This window comes from Wukongibacter baidiensis, assembly GCF_050888315.1.
GTDB classification, from domain to species: Bacteria; Bacillota; Clostridia; order Peptostreptococcales; family Caminicellaceae; genus Wukongibacter; species Wukongibacter baidiensis.
The window spans coordinates 1,598,076-1,624,581 of sequence record NZ_CP138202.1; the positions used below are offsets into that span (position 1 = coordinate 1,598,076).

Annotated in this window: 21 protein-coding genes; 2 read left to right on the forward strand and 19 right to left on the reverse strand. The window is 33.1% G+C overall.

Translation table 11 applies throughout. The features are described 5' to 3' along the window. Nucleotides 1–554: 554 nt before the first annotated feature. The gene (gene glyA, locus R9X47_RS07405; protein ID WP_432666129.1) at nt 555–1,784 is read left to right on the forward strand and encodes a serine hydroxymethyltransferase; all 1,230 of its coding nucleotides are present in this window, start codon (nt 555–557) and stop codon (nt 1,782–1,784) included. A 73-nt stretch (nt 1,785–1,857) separates the two neighbouring features. Here the strand turns inward: glyA and R9X47_RS07410 are convergent, their stop codons facing one another. The 14 genes from R9X47_RS07410 to R9X47_RS07475 form a co-directional block, all read right to left on the reverse strand. Then, nucleotides 1,858–3,444 carry a WG repeat-containing protein gene (locus R9X47_RS07410; protein ID WP_432666130.1) on the reverse strand — a complete coding sequence of 529 codons (1,587 nt, stop codon included), beginning with the start codon at nt 3,442–3,444 and terminating at the stop codon, nt 1,858–1,860. A 134-nt stretch (nt 3,445–3,578) separates the two neighbouring features. After that, on the reverse strand, nt 3,579–5,891 hold the full coding sequence (locus tag R9X47_RS07415; RefSeq protein WP_432666131.1) for a xanthine dehydrogenase family protein molybdopterin-binding subunit: 2,313 nt from the start codon (nt 5,889–5,891) through the stop codon (nt 3,579–3,581). Next, the gene (locus R9X47_RS07420) at nt 5,875–6,342 is read right to left on the reverse strand and encodes a (2Fe-2S)-binding protein (RefSeq protein ID WP_432666132.1); all 468 of its coding nucleotides are present in this window, start codon (nt 6,340–6,342) and stop codon (nt 5,875–5,877) included. Before R9X47_RS07420 ends, R9X47_RS07415 begins: the two co-directional genes overlap by 17 nt. After that, nucleotides 6,332–7,138 carry an FAD binding domain-containing protein gene (locus R9X47_RS07425; RefSeq protein WP_432666133.1) on the reverse strand — a complete coding sequence of 269 codons (807 nt, stop codon included), beginning with the start codon at nt 7,136–7,138 and terminating at the stop codon, nt 6,332–6,334. The genes R9X47_RS07420 and R9X47_RS07425 overlap by 11 nt, the downstream gene beginning before the upstream one ends. 115 nt (nt 7,139–7,253) lie before the next feature. Further along, a complete protein-coding gene (locus tag R9X47_RS07430) occupies nt 7,254–8,564 on the reverse strand; it encodes a uracil-xanthine permease family protein (protein ID WP_432666134.1) in 1,311 nt (436 codons plus the stop codon). A gap of 388 nt (nt 8,565–8,952) precedes the next feature. Continuing rightward, nucleotides 8,953–9,735, reverse strand: coding sequence for a Na-translocating system protein MpsC family protein (locus R9X47_RS07435; RefSeq protein ID WP_432666135.1), 783 nt, complete (start codon nt 9,733–9,735; stop codon nt 8,953–8,955). After that, nucleotides 9,722–12,247: an ABC transporter substrate-binding protein gene (locus R9X47_RS07440; protein WP_432666136.1), complete on the reverse strand. Its 2,526-nt coding sequence runs from the start codon at nt 12,245–12,247 to the stop codon at nt 9,722–9,724. Before R9X47_RS07440 ends, R9X47_RS07435 begins: the two co-directional genes overlap by 14 nt. Before the next feature lie 189 nt (nt 12,248–12,436). Then, nucleotides 12,437–13,135, reverse strand: coding sequence for a TIGR01906 family membrane protein (locus tag R9X47_RS07445; RefSeq protein ID WP_432666137.1), 699 nt, complete (start codon nt 13,133–13,135; stop codon nt 12,437–12,439). Between the two features lie 6 nt (nt 13,136–13,141). Beyond that, nucleotides 13,142–14,857 carry a diguanylate cyclase gene (locus R9X47_RS07450; RefSeq protein ID WP_432666138.1) on the reverse strand — a complete coding sequence of 572 codons (1,716 nt, stop codon included), beginning with the start codon at nt 14,855–14,857 and terminating at the stop codon, nt 13,142–13,144. Between the two features lie 239 nt (nt 14,858–15,096). Then, on the reverse strand, nt 15,097–15,561 hold the full coding sequence (gene bcp, locus R9X47_RS07455) for a thioredoxin-dependent thiol peroxidase (RefSeq protein WP_432667599.1): 465 nt from the start codon (nt 15,559–15,561) through the stop codon (nt 15,097–15,099). Nucleotides 15,562–15,665: 104 nt separating this feature from the next. After that, a complete protein-coding gene (gene pnpS / locus R9X47_RS07460) occupies nt 15,666–17,441 on the reverse strand; it encodes a two-component system histidine kinase PnpS (RefSeq protein WP_432666139.1) in 1,776 nt (591 codons plus the stop codon). A gap of 57 nt (nt 17,442–17,498) precedes the next feature. Beyond that, nucleotides 17,499–18,179: a response regulator gene (locus R9X47_RS07465; protein WP_432666140.1), complete on the reverse strand. Its 681-nt coding sequence runs from the start codon at nt 18,177–18,179 to the stop codon at nt 17,499–17,501. A gap of 390 nt (nt 18,180–18,569) precedes the next feature. After that, nucleotides 18,570–19,118: an RNA 2',3'-cyclic phosphodiesterase gene (gene thpR / locus R9X47_RS07470; protein ID WP_432666141.1), complete on the reverse strand. Its 549-nt coding sequence runs from the start codon at nt 19,116–19,118 to the stop codon at nt 18,570–18,572. A gap of 41 nt (nt 19,119–19,159) precedes the next feature. Further along, nucleotides 19,160–20,062 (reverse strand): GGDEF domain-containing response regulator, encoded by a 903-nt coding sequence (locus R9X47_RS07475; protein ID WP_432666142.1) that lies wholly within the window; start codon nt 20,060–20,062, stop codon nt 19,160–19,162. A 426-nt stretch (nt 20,063–20,488) separates the two neighbouring features. On the opposite strand from R9X47_RS07475, the gene R9X47_RS07480 reads away from it, so the two are divergent. After that, nucleotides 20,489–20,734 carry a hypothetical protein gene (locus R9X47_RS07480; protein ID WP_432666143.1) on the forward strand — a complete coding sequence of 82 codons (246 nt, stop codon included), beginning with the start codon at nt 20,489–20,491 and terminating at the stop codon, nt 20,732–20,734. Nucleotides 20,735–20,769: 35 nt separating this feature from the next. On the opposite strand, the gene R9X47_RS07485 is transcribed toward R9X47_RS07480, so the two are convergent. The 5 genes from R9X47_RS07485 to R9X47_RS07505 all read right to left on the reverse strand — a co-directional run bounded on the left by R9X47_RS07485 (nt 20,770) and on the right by R9X47_RS07505 (nt 26,290). Further along, complete coding sequence (locus R9X47_RS07485) at nt 20,770–21,735, reverse strand: OmpA family protein (protein WP_432666144.1); 966 nt, start codon at nt 21,733–21,735, stop codon at nt 20,770–20,772. Between the two features lie 86 nt (nt 21,736–21,821). Beyond that, nucleotides 21,822–22,841: a hypothetical protein gene (locus R9X47_RS07490; RefSeq protein WP_432666145.1), complete on the reverse strand. Its 1,020-nt coding sequence runs from the start codon at nt 22,839–22,841 to the stop codon at nt 21,822–21,824. A 499-nt stretch (nt 22,842–23,340) separates the two neighbouring features. Continuing rightward, the gene (gene thiS, locus R9X47_RS07495; RefSeq protein WP_432666146.1) at nt 23,341–23,538 is read right to left on the reverse strand and encodes a sulfur carrier protein ThiS; all 198 of its coding nucleotides are present in this window, start codon (nt 23,536–23,538) and stop codon (nt 23,341–23,343) included. Between the two features lie 144 nt (nt 23,539–23,682). After that, nucleotides 23,683–25,857: an aldehyde ferredoxin oxidoreductase family protein gene (locus R9X47_RS07500; protein WP_432666147.1), complete on the reverse strand. Its 2,175-nt coding sequence runs from the start codon at nt 25,855–25,857 to the stop codon at nt 23,683–23,685. A 19-nt stretch (nt 25,858–25,876) separates the two neighbouring features. Then, entirely contained in the window at nt 25,877–26,290 is a 414-nt protein-coding gene (locus R9X47_RS07505) for a 4Fe-4S binding protein (RefSeq protein WP_432666148.1), read from the reverse strand. Between the last annotated feature and the right edge of the window lie 216 nt (nt 26,291–26,506).

Consider the following 26,506-nt stretch of genomic DNA (forward strand, 5'->3'; position numbering starts at 1 on the left):
CCAAAATATTCTTTATTTTAAAGAATCAAATTAAGGATGATATTCGCATATGCAATTGTGCCAAGTTAGAATTATGTAATTTCCTCATCTAGATTATAGAGATTTCAGTCAAAACTTTAATTTGTACACATCTACACATCAAAAATCCCTAAAAGCATCGGATATTTTGATATGTATAAATTAAGATTTACTTGAAACTCTCTACATATACCAATTCTATACTAATTCTACTAATCCTTTATGGTATTTGATGAAAATTCTTCAAGGAATAAGGAAAACTTTTTCCTAAACCCGGGCTAAAATATATATTAACATTTGTCTGAAAATACTTTAAATTCTACACATTCTCTGGTAGAATAATTAGATAATATGCTGTTTTATGTTTAAAAATGTATATATATTCAAACATTACTACTAAATTGTACAGAACAGTATCTACTTTTATCAGGTTTCTGATTTGCCCATCTATTGTAGGGTAATAATATTATATAGATTGTTCATTGAAAGGTTTTACATATTTTTAACATAAATACTTTTATAAAGGGAGTGTCGAAATGAGTCTAGATGCGATCAAAAAACAAGATCCAGAAATTTACGAAGGCATAAAACTAGAAATGGAAAGGCAATTAAGTAAGATTGAAATGATAGCTTCAGAAAACTTTACAAGTAAAGCCGTCATGGAAGCTATGGGTTCATGGTTAACTAATAAATATGCCGAAGGCTATCCTAGTAAAAGATACTATGGTGGCTGTGAGTATGTAGATATTGCTGAGAATTTAGCCCGTGAAAGAATGATTGAATTGTTTGGCGGTGACCATGCTAATGTACAGCCTCACTCTGGTTCACAGGCAAACATGGCTGTGTACTTTTCAATACTAAATCCTGGAGATAAGGTACTAGGTATGGACTTATCCCATGGAGGTCATTTAACCCATGGAAGCCCTGTCAATTTCTCCGGTAAGCTTTACGAATTCATATCCTATGGTGTAAATGATGAAGGCTTTATTGATTATGACAATGTAAGAGAAATAGCTTTAAAGGAAAAGCCTAAAATGATAGTTGCTGGTGCAAGTGCCTATGGTAGAACAATTGATTTCAAAAAATTTAGAGAAATTTGCGATGAAATCGGTGCTTATCTAATGGTAGATATGGCCCATATCGCTGGTCTAGTTGCAGCTGGCTTACACCCAAACCCAGTACCATATGCAGACTTTGTTACTACCACTACCCATAAAACCCTAAGAGGCCCAAGGGGTGGAGCCATCATATGTAAGGCAGAACATGCTAAGGCTGTAGACAAGAGTATCTTCCCTGGAATTCAAGGTGGACCACTTATGCACATAATTGCAGCTAAGGCAGTTTGTTTCAAGGAAGCAATGGATAATGATTTTAAGGAATATCAAAAAAATGTTATAGAAAATGCAAAGACCTTAGCTAATGCTCTTAAAGAGAAAGGCTTCGAAATAGTATCTGGTGGAACGGATAATCATTTACTTTTAATAGATCTTAGAAGTAAAAATATAACTGGTAAAGAAGCCGAACATCTTTTAGATGAAATCGGAATAACTACTAATAAAAACACAGTGCCAAAGGAAACTGAAAGTCCTTTCGTTACTAGTGGTATAAGGGTTGGTACTCCGGCTACTACTACTAGAGGGTTTGGTAAGGAAGAAATGATTGAGATCGCTGATATTATTAGTTGGACTATAGATAATAGACATGATGATTTAACTCCTGCTAAGGAACGTGTTACAGCTCTTTGTGATAAGTTTCCGCTGTATTAATAAGTGGTAAAGCTAAAATATTTTAAAAGTTAAAACAAATGACATCAAACTATATAGTTTGATGTCATTTGTTTTAATTAAGACTAATAAGTCCATCTTTCCCATTCTTTGAAACCCTAGCTAAGCCATTCCTATATACATATACTTCTTCAAATATACATGGAACAACTATTTCACCTGTTCTATCTACAACGCCCCACTTTCCATCTAGCTTAACCTCTGCCAATCCATTTGTAAATGAATTGGCATCTTCAAATACTAAATCCCCAATCCTTTCTCCCTCTTCATCAATATAAAACATCTGATTATTTTGACTTACAGCCATACATTCTTTTGAAAAACTATAGTTTTCAGAGTCATACTCAGGTTTTATGATTTCTTCACCTTTTATGTTAATAAAGCCTAGTTTATCCTCTTCTATTACCGGCACTAAGTTAGTACTACAAAAGGGTTCAATCGAATCATATTTTTTACTTATCTTATCTAAATTACTAACATCTAATAAGCACTGCCCTTCATCATCCTCTGCGATATAATATCCATTCATCTCCATGAGCTGAACAGATTCATATTGAGGCTCTAAAATCCACTTTCCATCCTTGTCAATGAAGCCCTTTTTTTCATCTACAGTAACGATTGCTGACCCATTATAGAATGATTCTGCCTCATCATATTGAAAGGGAATGACTATATTATTGTTTCTATCACAGTATCCCCATTTGTCTTCATCGTTTTTTACTCTTCTCATGCCCTCTGATAGTTCTGAGTAAAAATGCTTTTGACTTCTAATTAATTCATTTCCTTTTTCATCTAAATATCCTGAAGATGGATTTATATATCCTTCATCTTTATCCTTTTCGAAAAGTGTGAAACGGTATTCATCATAATCTCCATATCTTACAGGGCGTATCCTGTTGTATTTAGGCTCAGCAATTCGAATAATCTCTCCATTCTGTATTTTATATATTCCTTCTAAATCTCCACTATGAACAGTTACATGCTCTTTATCACGGAGTATATGTTGAATATCACCTACGTTTGGCTCTACTATCCATTTGCCATCGTTTTTGATAAATCCCCATTTACCTTCAAGCCCAGCAATTAGAACCCCATTAAAATTACGTAACTCATCATATTTTACTGGTATAATTAACTCACCATTTTTGTTGATACATCCATATTTATCTTCTATCCTTATTATTGCGCTATTTTCCTCAAACTCATATGCATCGTCGTAAATAAAGTCAATTACTTCTTCTCCTTGCAAATTCACATATCCCCATTTTTCACCTCTACGTACTGGTGCTAATCCCTCAGAGAAACCTAAGGACCCTTCACCACTAACACTCACCCAGTTTATAATATCATCATATATAGCAGGGACAATAGTTTCGCCTTTTTCATTGATATATCCATATTTTATTCCATCTTCAGTTTCTTTTTCAACAGCTATTATTCCATCAATGAAATAGGGAAACCCGATTTTAAACTGTGGTTCTACTAGATACTTTATTTTATCAATTTCATTTTGTATATTCGTATTTACACTTATCTCTTCTTTTACATTGGTTGTATGTACATTGTTATCAATCCTATTACATCCCATTAACAGTGTTAGTATTAGAATAGTACTAGATAAAACCCTTAGTTTAGACATCATTGTTATCTCCTTCGTTATTGTAAAAAATATAATATCATCTATAGTTTATCATAGCATTATGTATAAAGTAGAAGCTGGTAGTTAAAATTAAAGAAATTTTAAGAGAACCTGTTAGGGTTCTCTTGTTAGTTAAGCTATATAGATTTTCTCATTAAAGCCATAAGTACCTTTTCAGGAGTTGCAGGCAATTCTCTTATCCTAACACCGCAAGCATTATAGATAGCATCTGTTATAGCAGGAGCAACGGTATTAATTACTACCTCGCCGATAGATTTTGCACCGTAGGGTCCTGTTTCATCGTAGCCCTTTGCAAGCTCTACTCGTATACTACCAGTATCCTTTCTTGTAGGGATCTTATACTCCATAAATGAGTCTGATATTAGCCTTCCACTTGTAGAGTATTTCACTTCCTCATACAATGCTAGACCTATTCCCTGTGAAATCCCTCCCTCTGCTTGTATCGTAGCAAGCTTTGGATTAATAGGTGTACCGCAATCCACTATTCCAACAAAGTCTATGATATCTACCTTTCCTGTTTCAATGTCTACCTCTACCTCCGCAAAGCCTGCCATATATGGTGGCGCTACCTTCTTCGGGACAAATGATCCTGTTGCTGTCAGCTGTGTATGAATCATATTATAGGTTATCTTTTTCGAAAAGTCCTTTAAGGTGATACAATCCCCATTATCTCGTCTTGTAATGTTTTTACCATCAAATTCAATATTTTCATCATCGGTTTCAAAATATCTTGCTCCGTACTCTAGTATAAGCTTTTTCATGTTTTCCGCTGCATTGATTACTGCATTTCCTGTTGTATAGGTTGTACTTGAAGCATAAGCCCCGCTATCAAATGGGGTAACATCGGTATCGGAGGAGTATATGACAATTTGCCTCATGTCAACACCTAGAGACTCCGCTGCTATTTGTGATAATATTGTATCACTGCCAGTACCCAAATCAGTAGCCCCTGTAAGTAGGGTAAAGAATCCGTCGTCATTTAGCTTTAAGGTAACAGCTGCCATATCTATATTAGGTAGACCAGATCCCTGCTGCGCTATGGCCATGCCTGCACCCCTTACTTTATTTTCACTAATCCTCTTCTTTGGATACTTTTCATCCCATTTAAAAATTTCCTTTCCCCTATCTACACAATATTCCAGCTGGCAACTATCTATTGGTATTGGTTCATCACCAGCACCCTTCGTAGTCATGTTATATAGCTGTGTAGTTTCTCCTTTTTTAATCATATTCATTTCTCTTATCTTAACTGGATCTATATTAAGCTCCTTGGCCAGTTCATTTACAGCTGATTCCAATGCAAAAGTACCCTGTGTAACCCCAAAACCTCTCAAGGCTCCTCCGGGAACATGATTCGTATAAACGGCCTTTCCATCAAATCTACAGGCATCTACCTTATTGTAAAGAGTTAGGACCTTTTTCCCTGCCGCCCCAAATGTGGTTTGGGCATGTTCTCCGTAAGCTCCTGTGTCGGATAAACCTTGCATATCTATTACCTTTATCTCTCCATTTCTATTTGCACCAATCGTTATGTCAAATTTCATGGCATGTCTTGAGGTTGTACCTCTAAAAACCTCTCTTCGATTATAAACAATTTTTGCCGATTTTCCTGTTTGTAACGTTACAAGGGCAGGATAAAACTCTGATTGAGCAGTCTGCTTTGATCCAAATCCACCGCCGATACGTGGTTTTATTACCCTTATTTTGCTTGCTGGAAAATCAAGAGCATTAGACAGTATTCGCCTTACATGGAAGGGTATTTGTGTCGATGACACAACTATCAACCTTCCAGCTGTATCTAAATAGGTATAGGTTCTCTGACTTTCCATCATAGCTTGGGCCTGAGCCTGTGTCTTATATGTTTTCTTAATAACCACTTCACAGTTTTTTAGTGAGTCTTCAATATCTCCTATACCAAAGCTAACTTTACATGCGATATTTTTGTCTTTGTCAAATCCAACATTTATATTGGTAAATATATCGTCTTCAGGATGTACAATACTTTCATGACCCTCTGCTTTTTCAAAATCAAGGACAGGCTGTAGAACTTCGTACTTGACTTTTATTAATCTCATAGCTTTATTTGCTGCTTTTTCATCTACAGCGGCTATTATTGCTACATCATCTCCAACATGTCTAACATATTCATCTAATAGAAGCTTATCATAGGCCGATAATTCTGGATAACATTGTCCTGCCCTCGTAAAGGGCTTTCTTATGACATTTTTATGTGTAAATATACACTCTACCCCTTTAACCTTCTCGGCAATAGATGTATCTATATTCTTGATCCTTGCAAAGGCATGTGGACTTCTCAAAACCTTTACAACTAAAGCATCCTTTGGAGCTAAATCATCGGTATAAGCAGGCTTACCCTTTACCAAACTCATCCCATCGATTTTTGATATAGAATTATTTACAATCTTCATTGTACTTTTCCTCCAAATATCTTCTTATAGCTCTAAGCTGTCCTGTATATCCCGAACACCTACACAGATTTCCATTCATGTAATGTAATATTTCTTCGTCGGAAGGATTCTCTACGCATTTTTCTAAATACAATATGCTCATTATTGTCCCTGGACTACAGTAGCCACATTGGTCTACTCCTTCATCTACAAGATACTTTCCAATTATCTCTGCTTCTTTTTGAACACCCTCTATTGTCGTAATTTCGTGTCCATCGGCTCTACAAGATAATACAACACATGATAAAATTGCTTTCCTATCCATATGGATTGTACAAACTCCACATGTGCCCGTATCACAACCCTGCTTAACAGCTAAGTATCCATTTTTCCTAAGGGTATCTATTAAGTATTCATCGGGAGTAACTTCAAAAGATCTATCTACCCCATTAATTTTCATATTAATCTGCATTCCCAACAACCTCCAATAGCGCCCTCTTTAATAGAACCTTACATATTTCTCTTCTATATTCCTTCCCACCTCTGCTATTTGTTCCAAAGGTGATTTCGTCTGATGCCATTTTAGATGCCTCTATTATATTTTTATGAGAGTATCCATTTTTGTTTAGGTAGTCCATTGTGTCATATGCAAGGGTTGCCCTTGATGGTCTTGCCCCTACAGAAATTCTAAATCGATCTTCCAGTTTGGATATTGCAACATTTAATATTGCATAGTCTCCCTTTGAATTTCTCATGGACTCAAATGCTGCTTTCCTAGAATCTTTTTTAATAATTATACTTTCCAGAATATCTGGTTGTTCTGATCCCTTTGCGAGGAACTCTTCTAATGGAATGATTCCTTGTTTATACAACTTGACCATTGTATCTAGCGCTAACAGAGCAGTAATTAGGTCAGAAAAACCATATCTGGAATGAACAGTTCCTCCAACCGTGACAATATTTCTAAGCTGTACTCCAACTATATCCTTGACCGATAGTGCAAGCATATTGCTAAAGTACTTCTTTAGAATAGGACTCTGTTCTAGTTCTCCAAAGGTTGTCATTCCGCCAATTTCGATCTCGTCTTCTGTTTCCTTAATGGTATTAAGATTTGCTTCAGATAAATCAATAGCGGTGGTTATATTTTTACGGCCCATCCTAACAAATGCCCCGCCACCAATTAATACACTGTTCTTTTTCGAAACAAGACAATCATAGGCTTTATCAATACTTTCTGGTTTCACATACTCTTTAATGGTTATCAACATTATCTGACCTCCAATGCCACTTACAACAACTCTCAAAGTGATATATTTGCTCGAATACCCTTTCCTATAAAGGTAGTTGTATTCGAGCAATTAATCAATATATAATATTTACAAATTAGGCTTGTTCTGTTTCCTTCTTTTCCTCCGGAAAGACAATATTTAATATTAGTGCTAATAGGCCAGCGGCCACAACAGAATCACCAAAGAAATGCTTTAATAGTGAAGGCATCTGCTCGATAGCTGCTGGAACCATACTAAATCCAATTCCAAGACCTAGGGACATCGCCAATATAGTACCTTTCCTGTTGTCTAAGCCAGCTTTACTCACCATTCTAATACCACTAACTGTAATCATAGAAAATACTACTGATACAGCTCCACCTAAAACACTTGCAGGCATAGCAGCACATATAGCCCCAAATTTTGGAATAAGTCCAGCCAATATTAAGAATATTGCACCGGTAGCTACGCAAAATCTGTTCATTACCTTAGTCATTGCTACGATTCCTGCATTTTGACCATAGGCTGTATTTGGTAAAACATTAAATATTGCTGCAAACATACTTCCAACACCGTCTGCGATAACAGCACCCGACATTTCATTATCTGTTGCTTCTCTATTGGCACCACTTAAAGTAATACCAGAAATATTTCCTAAAGTCTCTAAACCAACTACTAGATATACCGCTGCAAACTTTAATATCGCATCTAAGTGAAACTCTACTCCATATCTAAATGGCATAGGTATGTTAATCCATCCAGCTGCTGCTACATTTGCAAAGTTTACCTTCCCCATTGGTATAGCTACTATATATCCAATTATCAAGGCAATCAGTATCGCCCCAACATTTAACATTCCCTTTCCAAAACGCTGTAATATAATAATCGTTATAAGTACTAAAAATCCGAGAGATAAATTTTGAATAGAACCAAAGTCCTTAGCTCCTACTCCTCCTGCAAAGTAGTTTATACCAACAGGTAGTAAAGACAATCCAATAGAGATTAAAACAGTACCTGTCACAATTGGTGGAAAGAATCTACGAAGGGGTTTTAAAAAGAAACCCATCGATATCTCAGCAATACTTCCGACTAGCGAGGCTCCTAGGATACCGGCAATTCCATAGGATTTACCAACGGCAATAGCCGTAGGAACAAAGGCAAAGCTAGTCCCCATAACTAATGGTAATCCCGCCCCTATTCTAGAGATAGGATATAATTGCACTAGTGTAACCAAACCTGCTACAATCATCGCACATTGAATCATGAATACCTTTTGCTCTGGTGCTAAACCAAGGACATTGCTTATTATTATTATAGGAGCAATATTACCAGTAAACATTGCTAAAACATGCTGCATTCCAAGTGGTACAGCTACCTTTAGTGGTGGTTTTCCATTAAGTTCATAGATAGAAGCTTGATTATTCATTTGAGTCCCTCCTAATTGATATTTTCTTAACTTACAATCCCGACTATTACCTACTTCCCTCCTTTATTCATTTTTATAAACAAAAAAGGCCAGCACAAAAGAATACTATGATTCTTAAGTACTGACCTATTAAAGCCTAACAAATATTGTTTTCTTTAATAATTGTCAATTATAGAGAGTTCCAAATAAATCTCGGTTTACACATATCAAAACATCCGATGTTTCTGGGGATTTTTGATGTGTATAAATTCAAGTTTTGACTAGAATCTCTATATATTTATTTTTAGAAAAACAAGGTTCTATACTGAATTAGCCTATATTCAATATATCTTATTCAGCCCTAGAAATTTTTACAAATTATTAACATCATTATATTATAAAAATAGAATCAGTTCAAGGAAAAGGTTATTCTATCCATGTTCTTTGCTGAATCAGGTTCTGCATTAATAATTCTAGGCTTAAAACCTAGAATCTCACCTGTCTTTTCTTCTAGAACTCCACAGTTTTCAATATAAAGAAGCCTTCTGTTGTAGTTAACCAAGCTAAAGTTCCTGTTATTTGCTATAAGGTTTTTCTGGAAAACCGTCAGCACACCAACAGCCTTTACTTCAATTTCATTTCCCCTTATAAATACTTGAACATCTTTTGGTCCCTTTCCTGTATAAGATTTAATGAAGTGGGCAATTTCACTTTTGATCTTTTTCTCAATTTTATGTTTTTCATCTTTACTTATAAAATAAGAGTTATTCACTTCTGTCCCTTTAAATTTACTCTTTAACACATTTGATGCTAAATCTTCTATAGTCAGCAATAACTCCTTGGTGTTTACAGGCTTAATTATATACTTCACTATCCCAATGTCTACTGCTTTAATTATGGTTTCGCTATCGGATAATGCCGTAATTATTATAACAGGGCAGTTTGACCCCATATTTCTTATTACTCTTGTCATTTCAAGTCCATCCATTATTGGCATTTTCAAATCGGTAATGACTAAATCTGGTCTTTGATCTTGGAATATTTCAATCCCTTCTTCACCATTCTGTGATACATAAAGCTTTCCAACTCTTCTTTTTAGAAATCTCGATAGTTCATTCCTTGTAAATTCTTCGTCTTCTACATATAACACCTTCAAATTGTATAATAGACCTTCAAGTTTAACAGGATGCACATTCTACGCCTCCATTCTTAGGTATAACTACCCTCATGCATACTCCATCGGGGATATTAATTAGGTTTATTTCTCCACACATATTATTTTCTATAATCGTTTTAGTCATATAGAGTCCAAGACCTGTTCCATTTGATTCCTTCTTAGTAGTGAAGTAAATATCAAATACTTTTCCCACTATTTCTTCATCAATACCTCCTCCGTTATCCTTTATCTCTACAATAATCATGCCATTTTCCTCAACTATAGAAATATTTATCGCCTTCACTTTGCTATTGTTATCAATTAATGCGTCAATAGAGTTATTAATAATATTAAATAGCGCCTGAGAATATTGATTTGCATAACCATAGGCAGTAGCCATAGTAATCGTTTCAAAGGTAACTTTTATATTATTAAATCTCAAATTTTCCTCAACTAAGTCTAATACTGAGACTATATTCTTATAGACAGAGAAGTTCTTTTTTTCACTCTTTGGGTTTAAAAAATATCTAAAATCGTCAATCGTATCTGACATTTTTGATATTAGTTTTCTACACTTTTCAATAGAATCGCTGAAAATCTTGCTGTCAAGCTCGTTATAGAAATATGCATCTTCAAAATTAGAAAGTACTAGGCCTAAATTATTTAGGGGTTGTCTCCATTGATGTGCTATATTTGCTATCATTTCTCCCATAGCAGCTAATCTAGCCTGATAGATTATAAGGGCTTCTTTCCTCTTATTTTCATCAAGTTCCTTCTTGAACATCCTCTCAAGCTCCAAATTAATTTTTTCAAGCTTTAGAGAGAGTTTATTTTTTTCTTCTTTAATCTCTTCTAGTGCTTTAAAATCTTTTCCATTCAATAAGATGTTATCGGGGTTATCTATGTATGAAATTTCTGAAGCTACTTCCGTCACAATTTTTCTAAATCTCTTTTCACTTCTCTTAACTGCTTCTTCTTCTATCTTTTGATTTGTAATATCTATAACCATTGCTAGATTTACTTTTCTTTTGCTATCCTGATCGTATATTGATGTCATAAACAGCTTTCCCCAAAAAAAGTTTCCATCTTTTCTAATATACTTTTTTTCAGTTTCATAGCTGTTTATTTCATCTTTCACTAACCTATTCATTAGATCGATGCTGTCTTTTTTACTATCTGAATCAATGAATTTAATAATATTTCTTCCTACTAGCTCTTTCTCTGAGTAGCCAGTCATCTCAAGCCACTTTTCATTGGCCTGCAAAATAATACCTTGTCTTGTTGTTATTGTAATACCAAGAACAGCACTACTAAATATGGCTTGATATCTCTGTTTACTTCGCATTATCCTTTCTTCTGCTCTTTTTCTTTCTGAAATTTCATTTTCTAGGATGGTATTCTTAGTGGCTAGACGTACAATAAAAAAAATAATAAGTGCAATGAACCCTATAATAATAGTGGTCATAAAATACTTTTCAATTCTTTTTGCCTTTTCATTTAGAATCTTTTCGTAGTCAAATATAAACTCAGAAATATCTGTTTGTCTATCTATTAATTCTAGTTTTAATAAAGTATCTTGCATTTTCCCCCATCTATAGGGATTTACATTTCCTATTTCAACTACAGGATATAGGGTAAGTCCTATAACCTTCTCCGCTTGAAATTTATTAAATTCTACTAGTTCTGCTTCACTTTTCCCTTCCGTTTTAAATTCTTTTGCTATTTTATCTGCTATTTCTTCTGGGTGCTCCAGAGCATATTCCCAACCTTTAAGACTAGCTCTCCTAAATTTTTCAACTAACTCGGGGGTTTTGAGCGTAAGGCTTTTCCTAGTGAAAAGAGAGTCTCCATAGAAGTCTATACCGTAATCGATAGGTTTTATTACTTTAATATCTAATCCTTCCTTATCAGCATAAAAAGAAATTGTCCCTAGATAACCTGGGATTACATCATATTTTTCAGTAATTAAATCATTTACAGAGAATTCTTCGGTATCATCAATAAGATTTGAACTATAAGGACTAATTCCTTCACTAGTGAGCATTGCCTGAAGCTCTATGTCTAAAAGATCATTTTTTCTTCTGGCAGTATTTAGATTTGTAATATCTATAATTGAATTGTACGGTGTATCTGATTTCATATAATATTCAACAGGGCTTCTTTGAAACAAAGAAGAAATAACACTTAAGTCAGCCCCATTATTTTGTGCAATCAGAATGTCCACAGACCCTATTCCAAAATCAGCTCTGCCTTCTGATACTTCTTTTGGCGCATAGAGTATTTTGCTATCATCGGTAAATGCAGCCCTTATTTCTACGTCCAATCCTTCTTCATCATAGTATCCAAGCCACTCTGCAGCATAGTACCCAGAAAATTGAAACTGATTATTCCATCTAAGCTGTAGGACCACCTTTTCCGTTTCTGCTGCTAGAGTTTCTGTAGACCGTACAAAAAACAGTACAAGTAATGTTAGGATAAATGATTTTAGTCTAAGTCCTCTAGCAATTGATTTCAGAGTTTTGTGTATTTCCAATAGCTGTTCCTTCATTAGCTCTGCCCCTTCCAAAGTTTTATTGCTAAATATTTATAAATCCTTTAGGGCTAATGGTTTTTATATATATTTTATAAAATTTCGAATTTTTTTTCAATGTAACAAAACTACAAAGATACAAAAAAAACTCCTTAATGAGTAGGAGTTTTTTCCATATTATTAAAGAGTTAAACACTATTATAGGTTTTATTTAGTTATTAGAGATTCTTTACGTAGACCTATAAAGGATATTATTGTCATAGCAATTGATATCCCTAGGAACCATCCAATAATTCTTATTGATATATCAATAAAAAACTCTAAAGGAAGCATTTGTATAAGAACTTCGGTCTCAGGATTTAAAAGCCATAAATCATTTGTAAAAAATATCTCATGGAAATAGGTGAAGTATTTATAAAAATCTATCTTTAGTAGAATATATAAAATTGTCATTAGCAAAACCGGGATTATTCCACTCCAAAATAAAGCCTTATAAATATTCCTTTTTCTATCTTTAGGGAATAAGAATATAATTACAATTCCTAACAAAGTAATTGCCAAACTTATATTTCTTAGTCTCTTTCCCTTAATAAATAACTCCTTTACATCGACCATATGCTGCTTCTCACGCTGTCCAAAAACTTCTCTAGATTCACCCTTTATTACAGCCATCATGTTTAGATTCTTATCATCATCCTTTAAGTATGATATTAATTTATGACTAACTCTACTTAAATCATCTTTAGTCATTTTTGTTACCTTGCTTATATCATACTTCTCAAATTCACTCATATAGAAGTCTTGATTATATGAGTAGTATTGTAAAGCCGTAAGTAAAATAACTAGGGGTAAAAAGATTATAATTAATGTCTTTGATATATTTATCAAAAGCTTCTGATTATTCATATGAAATTACTCCAATTCTTTTCTTCTTTTAGCCATTTTATTATTATACATCATTCTATCAGCATTATTAATAGCTTCTAATACATGTTTATCACCACTATAGTCGTCATATCCAATACTTAGAGTAAGTTTATGATCTAAAGTATCACTTTTATTATTCCATTCCTCTAGACTTTCCATTACTCTTTCTATATACTTTTCAGCAAGTTCCTTCCTACTATCGTATAGTGCGACTAAAAATTCGTCTCCACCATATCTAACAGCTATGTCGCTTTCTCTTGCTGAATCCTTTAGAATTTTTGCAACATCCTTAAGAACAATATCTCCTATGTTGTGTCCGTAATTATCATTTATATATTTAAACTTGTCCACATCAATTATTAATATCATTAGATTAAGGTGTATATTATTCCTATCAATATTCTGTATATACTGATTAAAATAATGTCTATTGTATAGCCCTGTTAAGGAATCCTTCGTAGCCATTTCTTCAAGCTCTTGGTGCGCAAGTTGCAATTCCTTTGTTCTTTCGGCAACTATTTCTTCCATATTTTTATACATATCCTTTAATTCATATGACATCTTTTTTATTTCATAACCTAAAAGTTCTAATTCATCTCCTGTATCAATCTCAAGTTCGACATCAAAATGGCCCTTTCCAATATTTTCAACGGCTTTAACAATTTTTAGAACTGGTCTAGTAAGATAATAGGATATCATAATACCACCAGAAATCAGGGCTAAAATGCTAATTATGACCTGAAACATAAATAGGTTCTTAAAGTTCTTTAAAGGCAATAGATAGTTATTTTCTTTAAGTTCCATAAACATAACTATTTTCTTATTCCCAATTCCTTTAAGTTCTACAGGATACCATGCTAACATCTCCAAACCATTGCTCTCAATTCTTAGGGTTTTATCTTCATATATTTCTTCAAATATCAGAGAATAGTCCTTTTTAAAATTCTCTCCTGACTCTAAGCAATATACATTTCCCCATTCCTTTTCCTTATTAGGATGTAACAAGTAGAAACCTTTATTGTCTACCAGCATCATATTCTCATAATTGTTTTGTGTCTTACGCCTTTCAATATCGTTTAATAAATATCCAACGTTTAAATTTAAAGCCAAAAAGCCTCTTAAGTCACCTTCGCTATAAATGGGGTATATATATCTGATCACAGGCTTAAAAGGCTCTTCGATCTTCCCATTCTCCCGATTAAGATCAATTGGAGAAATATATATTTCTCCAGGATCTAATGAGCTTATTTCTTTAAGGTAATAATCATCACCTTTATACTGTAGTTCTTCATTAGGTACTACATATATCGATCCTTTATTATTATTAATTCTTATTATTTCATAGCCTTCTTTATTTATAAACCTAATTTGATCATATTGAATATTATTTTGTGAAAAGTGGGTAAAAAAACTTTTTAATCTTTCCTTCGATTCCTCATCTATTTCATCATCTAAATAAGTTGTATTTTCTTCAACGACACTACTTAGAAAGGAAATATCTCTATGGGAGCTGTTAAAAAACTTTATCATCATCCCTCTTATTTGAGTAAAGAAAAATTTAACCTTTTCTTCTTCCTTTTCAACAATAAACTTCTTAGTATTTGAATATCCTGAATAGCCCAAAAAAGACATAGGTATGATAGCAACTAATAAAATTAATACTAGAAGTCTTGTCCTTAAACTATACTTAAACTTTAACATAACTACCACCCCCTAAAAAGAAATGTGGCACATAAATTTTTTAAAACAAATTTTTACCAAAGATAATTATACTATAATAATACACATTTTTCTTTTGTTTTACAATATTCTTTGTTATTCGATATTTTTCGCAGATTAATCTTTTTAACTATAAATTTATTAAGATAAGAAATTTTTTCTAACTCCAATACATATATAGAATAAAAACCCATCTTTCTATAAAGATAGGTTCTGTATATCTAACTATTTATTTCTTTAATAAAATCACTAACCTGGGCAACATGGTCCTTAACCTTTACTTTTCTATATATTTTAGCTATTTTACCCTCTTTGTCAATTATAAATGTTGACCTCTCTATACCCATGTATTCTTTACCAAACATCTTCTTTAGTTTTAATACATTATAGAGTTCACATACTTTGCTCTCAATATCACTAAGTAATAAAAATGGAAGTCCTAATTTTTCTATAAATTTGACATGGGACTTTATACCATCTCTGCTTATTCCTAGTATAACGGTATCTTCTTTTTCAAGATTATCATATTCATCTCTGAACTCAGAGGCTTCCTTAGCTCAGCCAGGGGTATTATCCTTTGGATAAAAATATAATACAATATTTTTGCCAAGGTAATCACTTAATGAAACATTTTCTCCATTACTTGCCTCTAAAGTAAAGCCCGGAGCATCTATTCCAACTTGTATTTTATCTTCCACAGTAAAATCCTCCTTCAATCCAAACTTATATACTATATCTTCATTTTACCCTAAAATAGTTTATTAAAACATCTCATTGAAAAAGCGAGGATTTAAATGGGAATCCTCACTGTAAATTCTGTCCCCTTTCCTTCCTCGCTTTTAACTCTTATTTCACCATTAAATGCTATGACGATATGTTTTACTATGGCAAGCCCTAATCCAGTTCCACCGATTTTTCTAGATCTTGCTTTGTCAACTCTATAGAACCTTTCGAATAGTCTTGGAATATCTTTTTTAGGAATACCTATGCCCGTATCCTTTACCTTTATGAAAATATTGTTCTTTCTTTGATATCCAAAAAACTTAACTTCACCGCCATCAGGGGTGTATTTAATTGCATTCTCTAATAAATTTAGTACTAATTGCTTTAGCCAATCTCTACTTCCATAGAAGTAAGGTAGGTCATCTTCTACTTCAAATGAGTATTTTATATTTTTCTGCTTAGCCAATTCTTCAGCCATATGACTTATTTCAGATATAACATTATTTATCGATATCTGCTCCTTCTTTCCAAAATTCATCCCATTACTTTCTATATCAGAAAGGGTAAGTAAGTCATCTATCAGCCTTGTCAATCTTTCTGTCTCTATTTCAATAATATTTAAGAACCTGTCCCTTACTTTTTCATTATTAATAGCCCCACTCTTTAATGTCTCAATAAAACCCATTATTGAGGTTAATGGCGTCTTAAGTTCATGGGAAACATTTGCAACAAAGTCTGTTCTCATCTTTTCAAGCTTTCTCATCTCTGTAACATCTAGTATTAATATTAACGTCCCAATAATTCTATTTGGATCTTCATTTAATTTTATAGACTCTGTATATATTTTTAATGTCTTTCTCTCCGGTTCTTGTACTGCGACTTCGGCTTTTCCCGACACACTTTCATTTAACATCTCACCTAATGCATTTTTTAGTCTATGATTGTTTATCAGTGTTAAAACCTTAGCCCCGAATATATCATTTGAATCAATATTAAAGAACTTTTTTGCCGGCGAATTGATAAGAATAATCTTCTTATTATTATCTACCGCAATCAGTCCCTCCTTCATACTGGATATTATAGATTTTAACTTTGTATTCTTGTCTTGGAGTTCAGATATATTTGTATTAAGGGTATGGGACATATAATTAAAGGTATCTGCAAGTATTTTGATTTCGTCAGTACTCTCTACATTTACTCTACTTTTGTAATCCCCGTTGGCTATCTTTCTAGCTATATTGGTAATTTCCTTAATAGGCTCCGTTATATGATTTAAATATCTATATCCTAGGGGTATTGCAATTACAAGCCCAATAATGACAGAAATAATTATATTTTTAATTAGTCCAAGGTTTATCTTGTTTATTTCATGTAATGGATATGCAAGTCTTGTGAAACCATAAACTATTCCACCCTTTTTCATAGGTATAGCAACATATAAATAATCAATTTTTACCGTGGTACTAAACCTCTCGCTTATTCCTACTTCACCCTTGATAGCTTCCTGTATCTCAGGTCTATACATATGGTTCTCTATTTTATGCAATTCCGATTCTTTTACCTGAGAGTCGCCTATAACCTTACCGTCTCTATCTACAAAGGTTATCCTTGCATTAGTCTCCTTGGAATATTTATAGGCCAACTCAGAAAAGTTTATCTGTGCAAATGTTCTATCATCTAATTTGTCTTCTACTAAGCTATTAATGAGATTACCGTTAGTAATTAGCATTTTTTCAACATTCTCTAAATAACTTAATCTCATAAAACTTAGAGAAAGTAAACCAGTAATTATTGTTCCCATTAGTAACAAAATAGCATAGGTTGCAAATATTTTCTTCTTCATCTAATCACCTATAATCTTAATTAATCTTAGGAAGTTGCGTAATTAAATTTACTCTATCTATTTCATTTTGTAACCAACGCCTCTTACAGTTTCTATAAAAGCGCCTTCATTATCGTCGATCTTTTTACGCAAATGTCTAATATGGACATCAACGGTTCTAGTGTCTCCAAAATACTCATATCCCCATATTTTATCTAGGATTACATCTCTAGACAGTACTTTGCCTCTATTTCTAGCAAGCATTTTTAACAATTCAAATTCCTTCAGAGTCAATTCTAAGACCATGTCGTCTTTTCTCACTTCATGTTTTTCAATATCTATAATAACGTTTCTTACTTTGATCAAATTCTCATTCTCATTATTTTTATCCTCTGTTCTTCTAAGAATCGCCTTTATTCTAGCTAACAATTCTCTAATGCTAAAGGGCTTTGTCATATAGTCATCTGCACCAATATCAAGCCCTTGAATCTTATCATTTTCTTCACTCTTAGCTGTAAGCATGATTATAGGAACATTCTTATTTGGCGACATTCTTATTCGTCTACAAACTTCAATTCCATTTATTCCTGGCAGCATCAAATCAAGTATAATCAGATCAATGCTTTCATCATTTGCAACTATTACTGCATCTTCTCCATTATCACATGTTACAACTTCAAAATTATTACTTTCAAGATTAAATTGTATTAGCTCTAAGATATGGTGTTCATCATCAACGACTAAAATTTTTCTACCCATGACGACTCTCCTTTATATTCATAAAGTTTTAATTACTTTTTATGATAAAGACGCCTAGAATCATCAACCAAAGATTCTCTAGGCGTCCCTATCTTGGCTTTTAAACATATTACGTAAAAACTGAAAGGTATTTACCCCTTTGTTTTAGTCAGTTCTCTCTTAGAGAAATGACCTCATAAAGAGATTGATACTCAATAGTCTCAATTCCATTTTATCTATGAATTGTTAAATTTAAGTTTTCTAAATGTTAATTTTAGGTTAATTTTTCAGTAAGTGGTTTATATATAAAGAGTTCCAAGTAAATCTTAATTTATATATATCAAAATATCCGATGCTTCTGGGAATTTTTGATGTGTATAAATTAAAGTTTTGACTGGATTCTCTATATTTCTAACTTATTAATGGCTTTGTATATATAGGTCTATAAGTTAATATATCATTAATTCGTGTACTTTCCATTAGAGATATCTTCTTAACGGGAATGTCTTTATATAATATATTAATATCTTCAGCTATTTTATCAAAACCCTTTTTTAGTATAACTTGTCTTCCTAAGGTAATATGGGGACTTAATCCTCTCTCTTCTCTTTTAAATCCATCTCTATATAGATTATTTTCTAGTTCATTGAATAATTGCTGTAAAGTCGCTTTTCCTTCGCCAATGCCCAACCAAATGATTTTTCTGTTCTTTTTAGGGAAGTATCCCAATTCCCCTAATTTCAAACCAAAGGAAGTAATCTTCTCTGAAGTTGTATCAATTGCTTTTTTTAAAGCCTCTATCTGAGTAGGACTGCTTTCACCAATAAACCTTAAGGTCAGGTGGAAATTTTCCTTTCTAGAGAAATTTCCTTTCTCACTATTACTCTTTAAAATTTGTTGTTTTTCAAATATATAATTCTTCAATTCATCTTCTAATTCTATCGCAATAAACGTTCTCACTTTATCACCTCGTGAAAATAGCCTGATATGCTAATTTACTATTACTCTCTATGCCTTTTTTTCTTTTCTTCGTACATTAATTTATCTGCCTTATTTAATATTTCTTCAATATTGGTTATGGAGGATGATTCATAGAATGCTCCTCCAATGCTAATTGACAGACTATAGTCTATCTTTTTCTCCATATTATAATTTCTTATATTTCTTTTCAACCTATCGAGAATAATTTTTTTATCTTCTTCCCGTACATCAATAGTTAATACTACGAATTCATCACCGCCAAAACGTGCTATTATATCGGATTCCCTAAAGGTCTCCTTTAATATTGATGCAGTGTCTTTTAGTACCTTATCGCCTTCAAGATGTCCATAATTATCATTTATGTATTTAAAATTATCTAAATCACAAAATAGCAGTAGTAGACTTCTTTTCTTTCTCTTAGCAAGCTCAATATGATGATTTGCAAGATTTAGAAACCCACGTCTATTATATAGAGAAGTTAATTGATCAATTAGAGCCATACTTCTAAGAGCTACAAGCATTTTATGTCTCTCTATTGAATAATGTATTGCCCGTAGCAAGAGATTTGCATTAAATTGACCTTTCACTAAATAGTCTTGTGCACCCTTCTTAACAGCATTAATTGCTACAAAATGGTCATTAATATTTGTTAAAACAATTATAGGAGTTTCTGGAGCTTCAGCATATATTTTTCTCAAAGTATCTAATCCCATACTATCTGTAAGGGTTAAATCTAATAGAATTATATTAAAGAAGTTATTAGCAAGCTTGGTTTTTGCATCACTGAAGCTATCTGCTCTAATAATTTCAAAGTTTGCTTTCTTAAAATTGCTGTCTATTTCCTTTGTTAGCATATCTTTAATTATGAGTACATCAAAACTACTGTCTTCTACAAGAAGAACTCTAATTGTTCCTAGCTCCATAAGAACACCTCATAGTAAATCAAAAATTTATTGTACTCGAGATAATCCAAAGGAAATAAATTACTTTATACTTGGATTATAGCACAATATTATGTTACTATAAATCATTTTATGCTTAGTTATATTTTCTTCAATCAAAAAAGAAAAATACCCTTTTTAGCTTTAGTTATTCATAAAAAAGCTTAAATTTTTTTTGCTATCTCTTCATTTTTTTACAAGTAATATTATAGTGGCTATTTTCAAATAATATGATTGTAAGTTAAGAGTTTATGAGGTGATTAGGATTTCAAACTTAGTTTATTATCCTAGTTTAACGGAAAAGTTGGATATTTGATTCATCGTTTTCCCTAAGCATATATATAGGGTTTAAGCTTGATATCCAAAACTTCTTACTAAGTAGCTTACAAAATTTTTTATGGAGGTCATATGATGGATAATCAAATGAAACAATATGAAATGCAAGAGGCTAAAAAAAGAATGGGAACATATACTGGTAATGCTGCTAATGCAGGCGCAGGTATGACTAATACTGTAGGTGCAGGCATGACAAACACAGCAGGTACAGGTATGACTAATACAACAGGGTCAAATACTAATATGACTTCACAAGCTCAACAATTAAAGGGCTCGGAAAAGGTAAAAGCTCAAGAAGATATGAATCAAATGTATTAAGCAAAAAAATGGTGCTAGGTATATAACCTAGCACTTTAATCATTTTCTTCATCATTATTTTTTAAATTGAAAACATCTATAGTTTCTTGTAAGTAGTCATCAATTACATTTTGAACATGTGAATCCTTAAGTATGATTGAAATCTCAATTCTTCTATTTTTTGCTCTAGCTGCATCAGTAGTTCCACTTGATATAGGTCTGAACTCTGAATAGGCACTGGCAGCAAAATAACGACCATATTTGTTTTCTAGATCTTTATTTGAAGCCATAAGGTAATCTACAACAGCTCTGGATCTATCAGCAGATAGCTTTCTATTAGATTCTGGAGATCCTACATCATCAGTATGTCCCTGTATATTAATTGCATCAATATTTGATTTAATTCCTGAGTCGTCTAAAACTCTCTCAAATGCTTGGGCAAGCTGTCTCAAAAGTTCCTTACCTTCAGGCTTTAGCTTAGATGAACCAAAGTCGAAAACAAGCCCTTCATTAATTACAATATTACCGTTATCACTTATTAGAACTAGCTCCTCACCTTTATCATTGGTTTTACCTATTTCCTTTTCAACTGAGCTTTTAACCTTCTTAAGAACATCTAGTCTTAGCACAGCAATTCCTTGAAGCTTTGATCTAAGGTTTCCTAGCTCCTTATTGCTCTCAGCAATAATCTGTCTCTGTTCTTCTATTTGCTCTTCTGACAGCTTTAAGGCTATCTCACCTTCTTCAATTTCAGCCTTCGTATCCTTAAGCTTATCTTTTAGTAATCTTAATTTTTTCTCAGCTTTACTAATTTCCATATTTGATAGCTCTAATTTTTTTTCAGTATCAGTTAGCTGTTTAATAGCATATTCCAGATTCTTACCTGTAATAATCTGTTGCACAAATGCTAATATTATCAAGAAAAATAGGATTAATGCTATCGTAGAAATCATATCTGTAAAGGCCGGCCAAAAATTTTCTGTTTCTTCATCTTTTTTGAAGTTCCTTCTACGAAGCTTCATACTCTTCCCCCTTTCATGTCTTGTAATCTAAATGCTATAAGTTTCATATTTTATATGTTCTACTCCCGAAGGAATATGAAAAGAGGCTATTTTTGAATTTTATCAGCCAGTTGATCCACTGATTTTGTTAGTTTTTCTATTTGTAAACCTACAGCAATTTCTTTAGTATTTTCTTTTAAATCTTCAGTAAAATCGTTAAAGCTTACATTCATTCTTTGAATATTAGTCTTTAAGTGATGATTAAACTCTGAGAAGTCACGGGTATTCTCAGCGAAAATGTTGAGTGATTTATCAAACTTATCAACACTTTTAACTAAAGACTCTGAAAACTGTTCCATACCACTTGTTGCAGAAGCAAATCTAAGGCTTAATACCTCAGTAATTTCCTTCATACTCTCTTCTAGTTTTACATTAAAGTCCCTAAGACTCTCTACTAACTCATTCTTCATTGCTACTTCAGGTGCTTCTTTCTTTTCAATACCTTTAGCTAATGTATTATCAAGATATTCTTCCATTTCTACCATTACTGCTTCTCTTGCTTCCTCAACTCCAAAGAAAATACTTGTAATGGTTAAAAGAATCGAACTTGCTATACCAAATAATGATGTTACGAAGGCAACAGACATACCCTTTACAGAGTTAATAAGTCCGCCAATTACTGAATCCATGCTATCCATAACATCTATATTACCACTAGATGCCAATGTCTTAACTAATTCACCTATTGATAAGGTTAAACCATAGAATGTACCTAGAAGACCTAGTACAATCATCAATGAAACTGCTTTCTTAACAAATTTCTCACCTAAGTATAGAGACCCTAGCCTTTTATTAAAATTCTTTTCAATAATGGCTTGAGTATTTATCTGATCAACATTAGCCTTAGCAGCTAACTTATAATCATCAATAATGTAGTTTAAAACCTTATTCTCAAACATTGATGCTTCCCTATTTTTATCTTCCTGTAAATCATTAAGCATTTTAAAGTATTTTTTACGAACAACTAGCGATACTACAAATGCCGCAACGAATATTGTAAGTATAACAGCTATTATTACAATAGCTAATGGATTTAACTTACTAAATATATTGCTTAGACTTGTCAATGTAAATTCCCCCTTCTATTTCTTTCTTGATATTTTTTTCATATTTCTTAAAGCCTCTATCGCCTAAATGAGTGGGTTTTGCCTTCAGTACTCATAAGTCAATTGTATCACTTTACAAAGAGTGTAGCAATTTGTATAATTATCTTACTTTTTGTCGTATCCTTTGATTTATCTTTGTTTTTACTCTTTTGTATTAATAAATATTAAATTTTTATTAACAGAATCTTACATAATAATGTCAATGATCACCTCCAATAGTAGGTTATATGTATAATACCCCATATATAATTAGACGTAATATCATCTCTTTTTGTTTCAAATTTTATGAAATAAAATTCTACATAAATGATTCATGAAAAGTTTGAAGGGATACAGAAAGTTTGAATTTTTTATACATAATGATGGTTATACATTAAAAAAGTCATAAATTGCTCAATTTGCAATTTATGACTTCATATATGGTTAATTCTTTAATTTTAAATCTTCTTCTACTTCATCATTACCCACCAGCAAAAATGTGAATTGCCTTTACATCATCGCCGTCATTAATTATGGTATTGCCCCATTGTTCCTTTTTTATCAAGACACCATTTATCTTTACTATGATCTTTGGGAATGTATATCTCTTTTTTTCTAGAAGCTTTTCTATAGTTAGTCCTTCTTCCCATTCAAAATCTCTTCCATTGACCTTTATCATGATAAAAACCTCCAGATACTAAGTTTCGAAAACATGACACAGGAACAGTCACCTGGATACACTGAAAAACTTGTATGTCAGATGCATCAGTTCCCATATAACATTTTCTTTTTTCATGGCTAAATATACTGTTAAACTAGTTTTTTAGCAACATGATTCTGCTTCAATGTGAGGTTTAACCACCTCAATTACCTCTGGTAAGTCCATACCTATTTCCTTTAGATGTTCAATAGTCGGTACTCCTCCCATCGTCCATCCTCTTCTCTTGTATACTGCATCTATTAGCTTTTCGTATTGATCTTCTCTATAGGCTCTCAGTACCTTCATCTTTTCCTCTGTTGCTTTTCCTTCTGGATCAAAGTCTGTTAGCTCTTTAAGCTGACCATCGTATCTTTCTTGTCTTGATTCATACTCTTCTACTGTTACTGGTCCCATTGCACGGTATGGTATCGCATCATTTGTCCTAAGTCCTTTACCCATTCTTATGTTGAATATTCTTTGGAAATTATATACTCTTTCTGATTCCCTTATTAGTATTTCTTTATCTATGCTCTTTCCTGTTACTCCATTACATATATCTACGTAGTTTTGTACATGCTCTGGTATTTTTGCAGGCTCATCTGTTTCTGCATTATCCTCTGGAGATATATCATTCCATGGAAGCTTACATAATCCATATAGCCCAAACCATGTTCTAAACATTGGATACCAATGTAGGGCTTCTGCTTTTTCTTCAAAGGTTGGTATTTGGTTGTTTACCATGTCTATAAAGATTAGCCATGCTTCATCATGCTGTGGTCCTTTATTTGTCAGTCCATATCCTCCCTGCTGTGCTAGGGATTCCTTTGGCATATATTCTGAGAACTCAAGTCCTTTTTGCTCCATTCCTATATCATTAATGAAGTCTGGATCTGCTCCATATTCTTCTATAAATATTTTCTTCATTCTGTGAACGCCCTGTCCTGCTATTAGTCCAAAGCCTTCTCCCCTTGCCATCTGATGTATTAACTCTAGGGCTGCATCTATATTTCCAAAGTTTAGCTCTAGTCCTCCTGTTATTTCTTTATTTATTATGCCGTTTTCATAGCATTCCATAACAAATGCAGTTAATGTCCCAAAGGATATTGTATCTATTGCGTATGTATCACAATAGAAGTTAAGTTCTAGTATTGCTTCAGGGTCAAATATTCCACAATTTGGCCCTAGTCCCGCTGCATTTTCATATTCCGGTCCGTCTACTGTTACTTTGTCTCCCTTGTATGGGCCTGTTTTAAGTTCAAAGTTATCGGCTGCCTTGGCGCAGGATAATGAACAGCCATACCAACAGCCATCGGCCATATTTTGTGTTACATATTTTTCTATGAATACTGTTGATGCTATTTTATGGGTATCAGGATGGGCTCCAAATTTGAAGTTATGAGTTGGAAGAAGGTCATATTCATCCATTACTTCTATTATGTTTGCTGTTCCAATTTTTCTCATTCCATTTTGCACATCATCTAACTTACAAATTTCTTTATGAAGCTTGATTCCTGCTTTATTTATTATGCTTTGATCAGCTGGATTGTTTAGGTTACCCTTTGTTCCTTGATATTTAATAACTACAGCTTTGATTTTCTTATCTCTAAATACTGTACCTATTCCACCTCTACCGGCTTGCTTTAATCTTGCTACTTTTCTTCTGAGGTCATAGAATGTAAAGTTAAGTAGTCCAAGTCTTGTATGCTCCGCCGCTGTTCCCGATGTTATTACTGATATGTTACGTTTGTCTTTCTCTGTATCTGCATACATTTCTGTAAGAAGTTCTCCTAATATATGTCCATCTACAGGCTCAAGGGGTGCTTCTTCTATTTTTACTATTCCTTCGTTACCATCTATATATACTATTACGTCCTTCTCTGCTTTACCTTGTATTTCTAGGGCATCCCATCCTGAGAACTTCAAGTATGGTCCAAAGTATCCCCCTACGTTTGAGTCCATAGGTGTATCGGTTAGGGGTGATAATGAACATACTAGGGATTTTCCTGCTCCTGGATACTGGGTGATCCCACAGATTGGCCCACCTGCTATTACTATTTCATTTTCTGGATCGTTCCACTTTGTCTTAGGTGTCACAGCATTCCATAGATACCACATTCCAAAGCCCTTTCCTCCTATGAATTTATCCTTCATCATCTGGGTCACTGGCTTTGAATCTATTTTGTTATCGGATATGTTTATATACAGGGTTCTATTTGTATATCCCTTATCAATTGTTCCAAGATCATATTTGTACTCTGCTAACAGTTTATGTGCTTCTTTCATTGCCTTTATATCCATACCTTTTATCCCCCTTCTTCTATTCTTCCCTTGCTGCCGCAGCCATTTCTTTGACATCTACTTCTATGTCTTCTACCTTTATTGCTCCCGTAGGACACTGCTTTGCACATAGTCCACAGGCAATGCATTTAAATGGTTCTATATACTCATCATGCATCATCATTGCTTCCTCTGGACAGAATCCTACACACATAAAGCAACCTACGCAGTCCTTCTTGTTTATTTTTACTACTCCCCTTTTGTCCCTTGTTATTGCTTCTACTGGGCATATGTCTATACACACTCCACACTGACTGCATACACTTATCTTCTTATCCTCTACCTTTATACATGACTTTTCTCTATTATTTTCCTTAAAATATGCCTTCGAACAGACTTCCTCACATACTCCACATTCTACACATAGTTCTTCATTTTTTGTTAATACTTTCATTTCTTTCACCTCCTGATTTTTCAAAAAGTTGCCCCTAGCAATAAATAAAATTAGTAAATTTTCTTAATGATAACATTCGTACACATTTAAATTATTATTGCAATTTACATGCCAATTTGTCACATTCTACGAATAAAATTATTTCTTTTATGATTCAATTGGATATACTAGTACATTTGACATACAGCTTCTGTTTCATAGTTCTACATAATTGTA

Coding starts and splice junctions, on each gene's coding strand:
- R9X47_RS07420 (WP_432666132.1), bottom strand. CDS start 6,342: ATGCAGATTAATATGAAAATTAATGGGGTAGATAGATCTTTTGAAGTT.
- R9X47_RS07440 (WP_432666136.1), bottom strand. CDS start 12,247: ATGAAGGAACAGCTATTGGAAATACACAAAACTCTGAAATCAATTGCT.
- glyA (WP_432666129.1), top strand. CDS start 555: ATGAGTCTAGATGCGATCAAAAAACAAGATCCAGAAATTTACGAAGGC.
- pnpS (WP_432666139.1), bottom strand. CDS start 17,441: ATGAAGAAGAAAATATTTGCAACCTATGCTATTTTGTTACTAATGGGA.
- R9X47_RS07505 (WP_432666148.1), bottom strand. CDS start 26,290: ATGAAAGTATTAACAAAAAATGAAGAACTATGTGTAGAATGTGGAGTA.
- R9X47_RS07425 (WP_432666133.1), bottom strand. CDS start 7,138: ATGTTGATAACCATTAAAGAGTATGTGAAACCAGAAAGTATTGATAAA.
- R9X47_RS07480 (WP_432666143.1), top strand. CDS start 20,489: ATGATGGATAATCAAATGAAACAATATGAAATGCAAGAGGCTAAAAAA.
- R9X47_RS07500 (WP_432666147.1), bottom strand. CDS start 25,857: ATGGATATAAAGGCAATGAAAGAAGCACATAAACTGTTAGCAGAGTAC.
- R9X47_RS07410 (WP_432666130.1), bottom strand. CDS start 3,444: ATGATGTCTAAACTAAGGGTTTTATCTAGTACTATTCTAATACTAACA.
- R9X47_RS07465 (WP_432666140.1), bottom strand. CDS start 18,179: ATGGGTAGAAAAATTTTAGTCGTTGATGATGAACACCATATCTTAGAG.
- R9X47_RS07445 (WP_432666137.1), bottom strand. CDS start 13,135: ATGAATAATCAGAAGCTTTTGATAAATATATCAAAGACATTAATTATA.
- R9X47_RS07430 (WP_432666134.1), bottom strand. CDS start 8,564: ATGAATAATCAAGCTTCTATCTATGAACTTAATGGAAAACCACCACTA.
- thiS (WP_432666146.1), bottom strand. CDS start 23,538: ATGATAAAGGTCAATGGAAGAGATTTTGAATGGGAAGAAGGACTAACT.
- R9X47_RS07450 (WP_432666138.1), bottom strand. CDS start 14,857: ATGTTAAAGTTTAAGTATAGTTTAAGGACAAGACTTCTAGTATTAATT.
- R9X47_RS07485 (WP_432666144.1), bottom strand. CDS start 21,735: ATGAAGCTTCGTAGAAGGAACTTCAAAAAAGATGAAGAAACAGAAAAT.
- R9X47_RS07415 (WP_432666131.1), bottom strand. CDS start 5,891: ATGAAGATTGTAAATAATTCTATATCAAAAATCGATGGGATGAGTTTG.
- R9X47_RS07475 (WP_432666142.1), bottom strand. CDS start 20,062: ATGGAGCTAGGAACAATTAGAGTTCTTCTTGTAGAAGACAGTAGTTTT.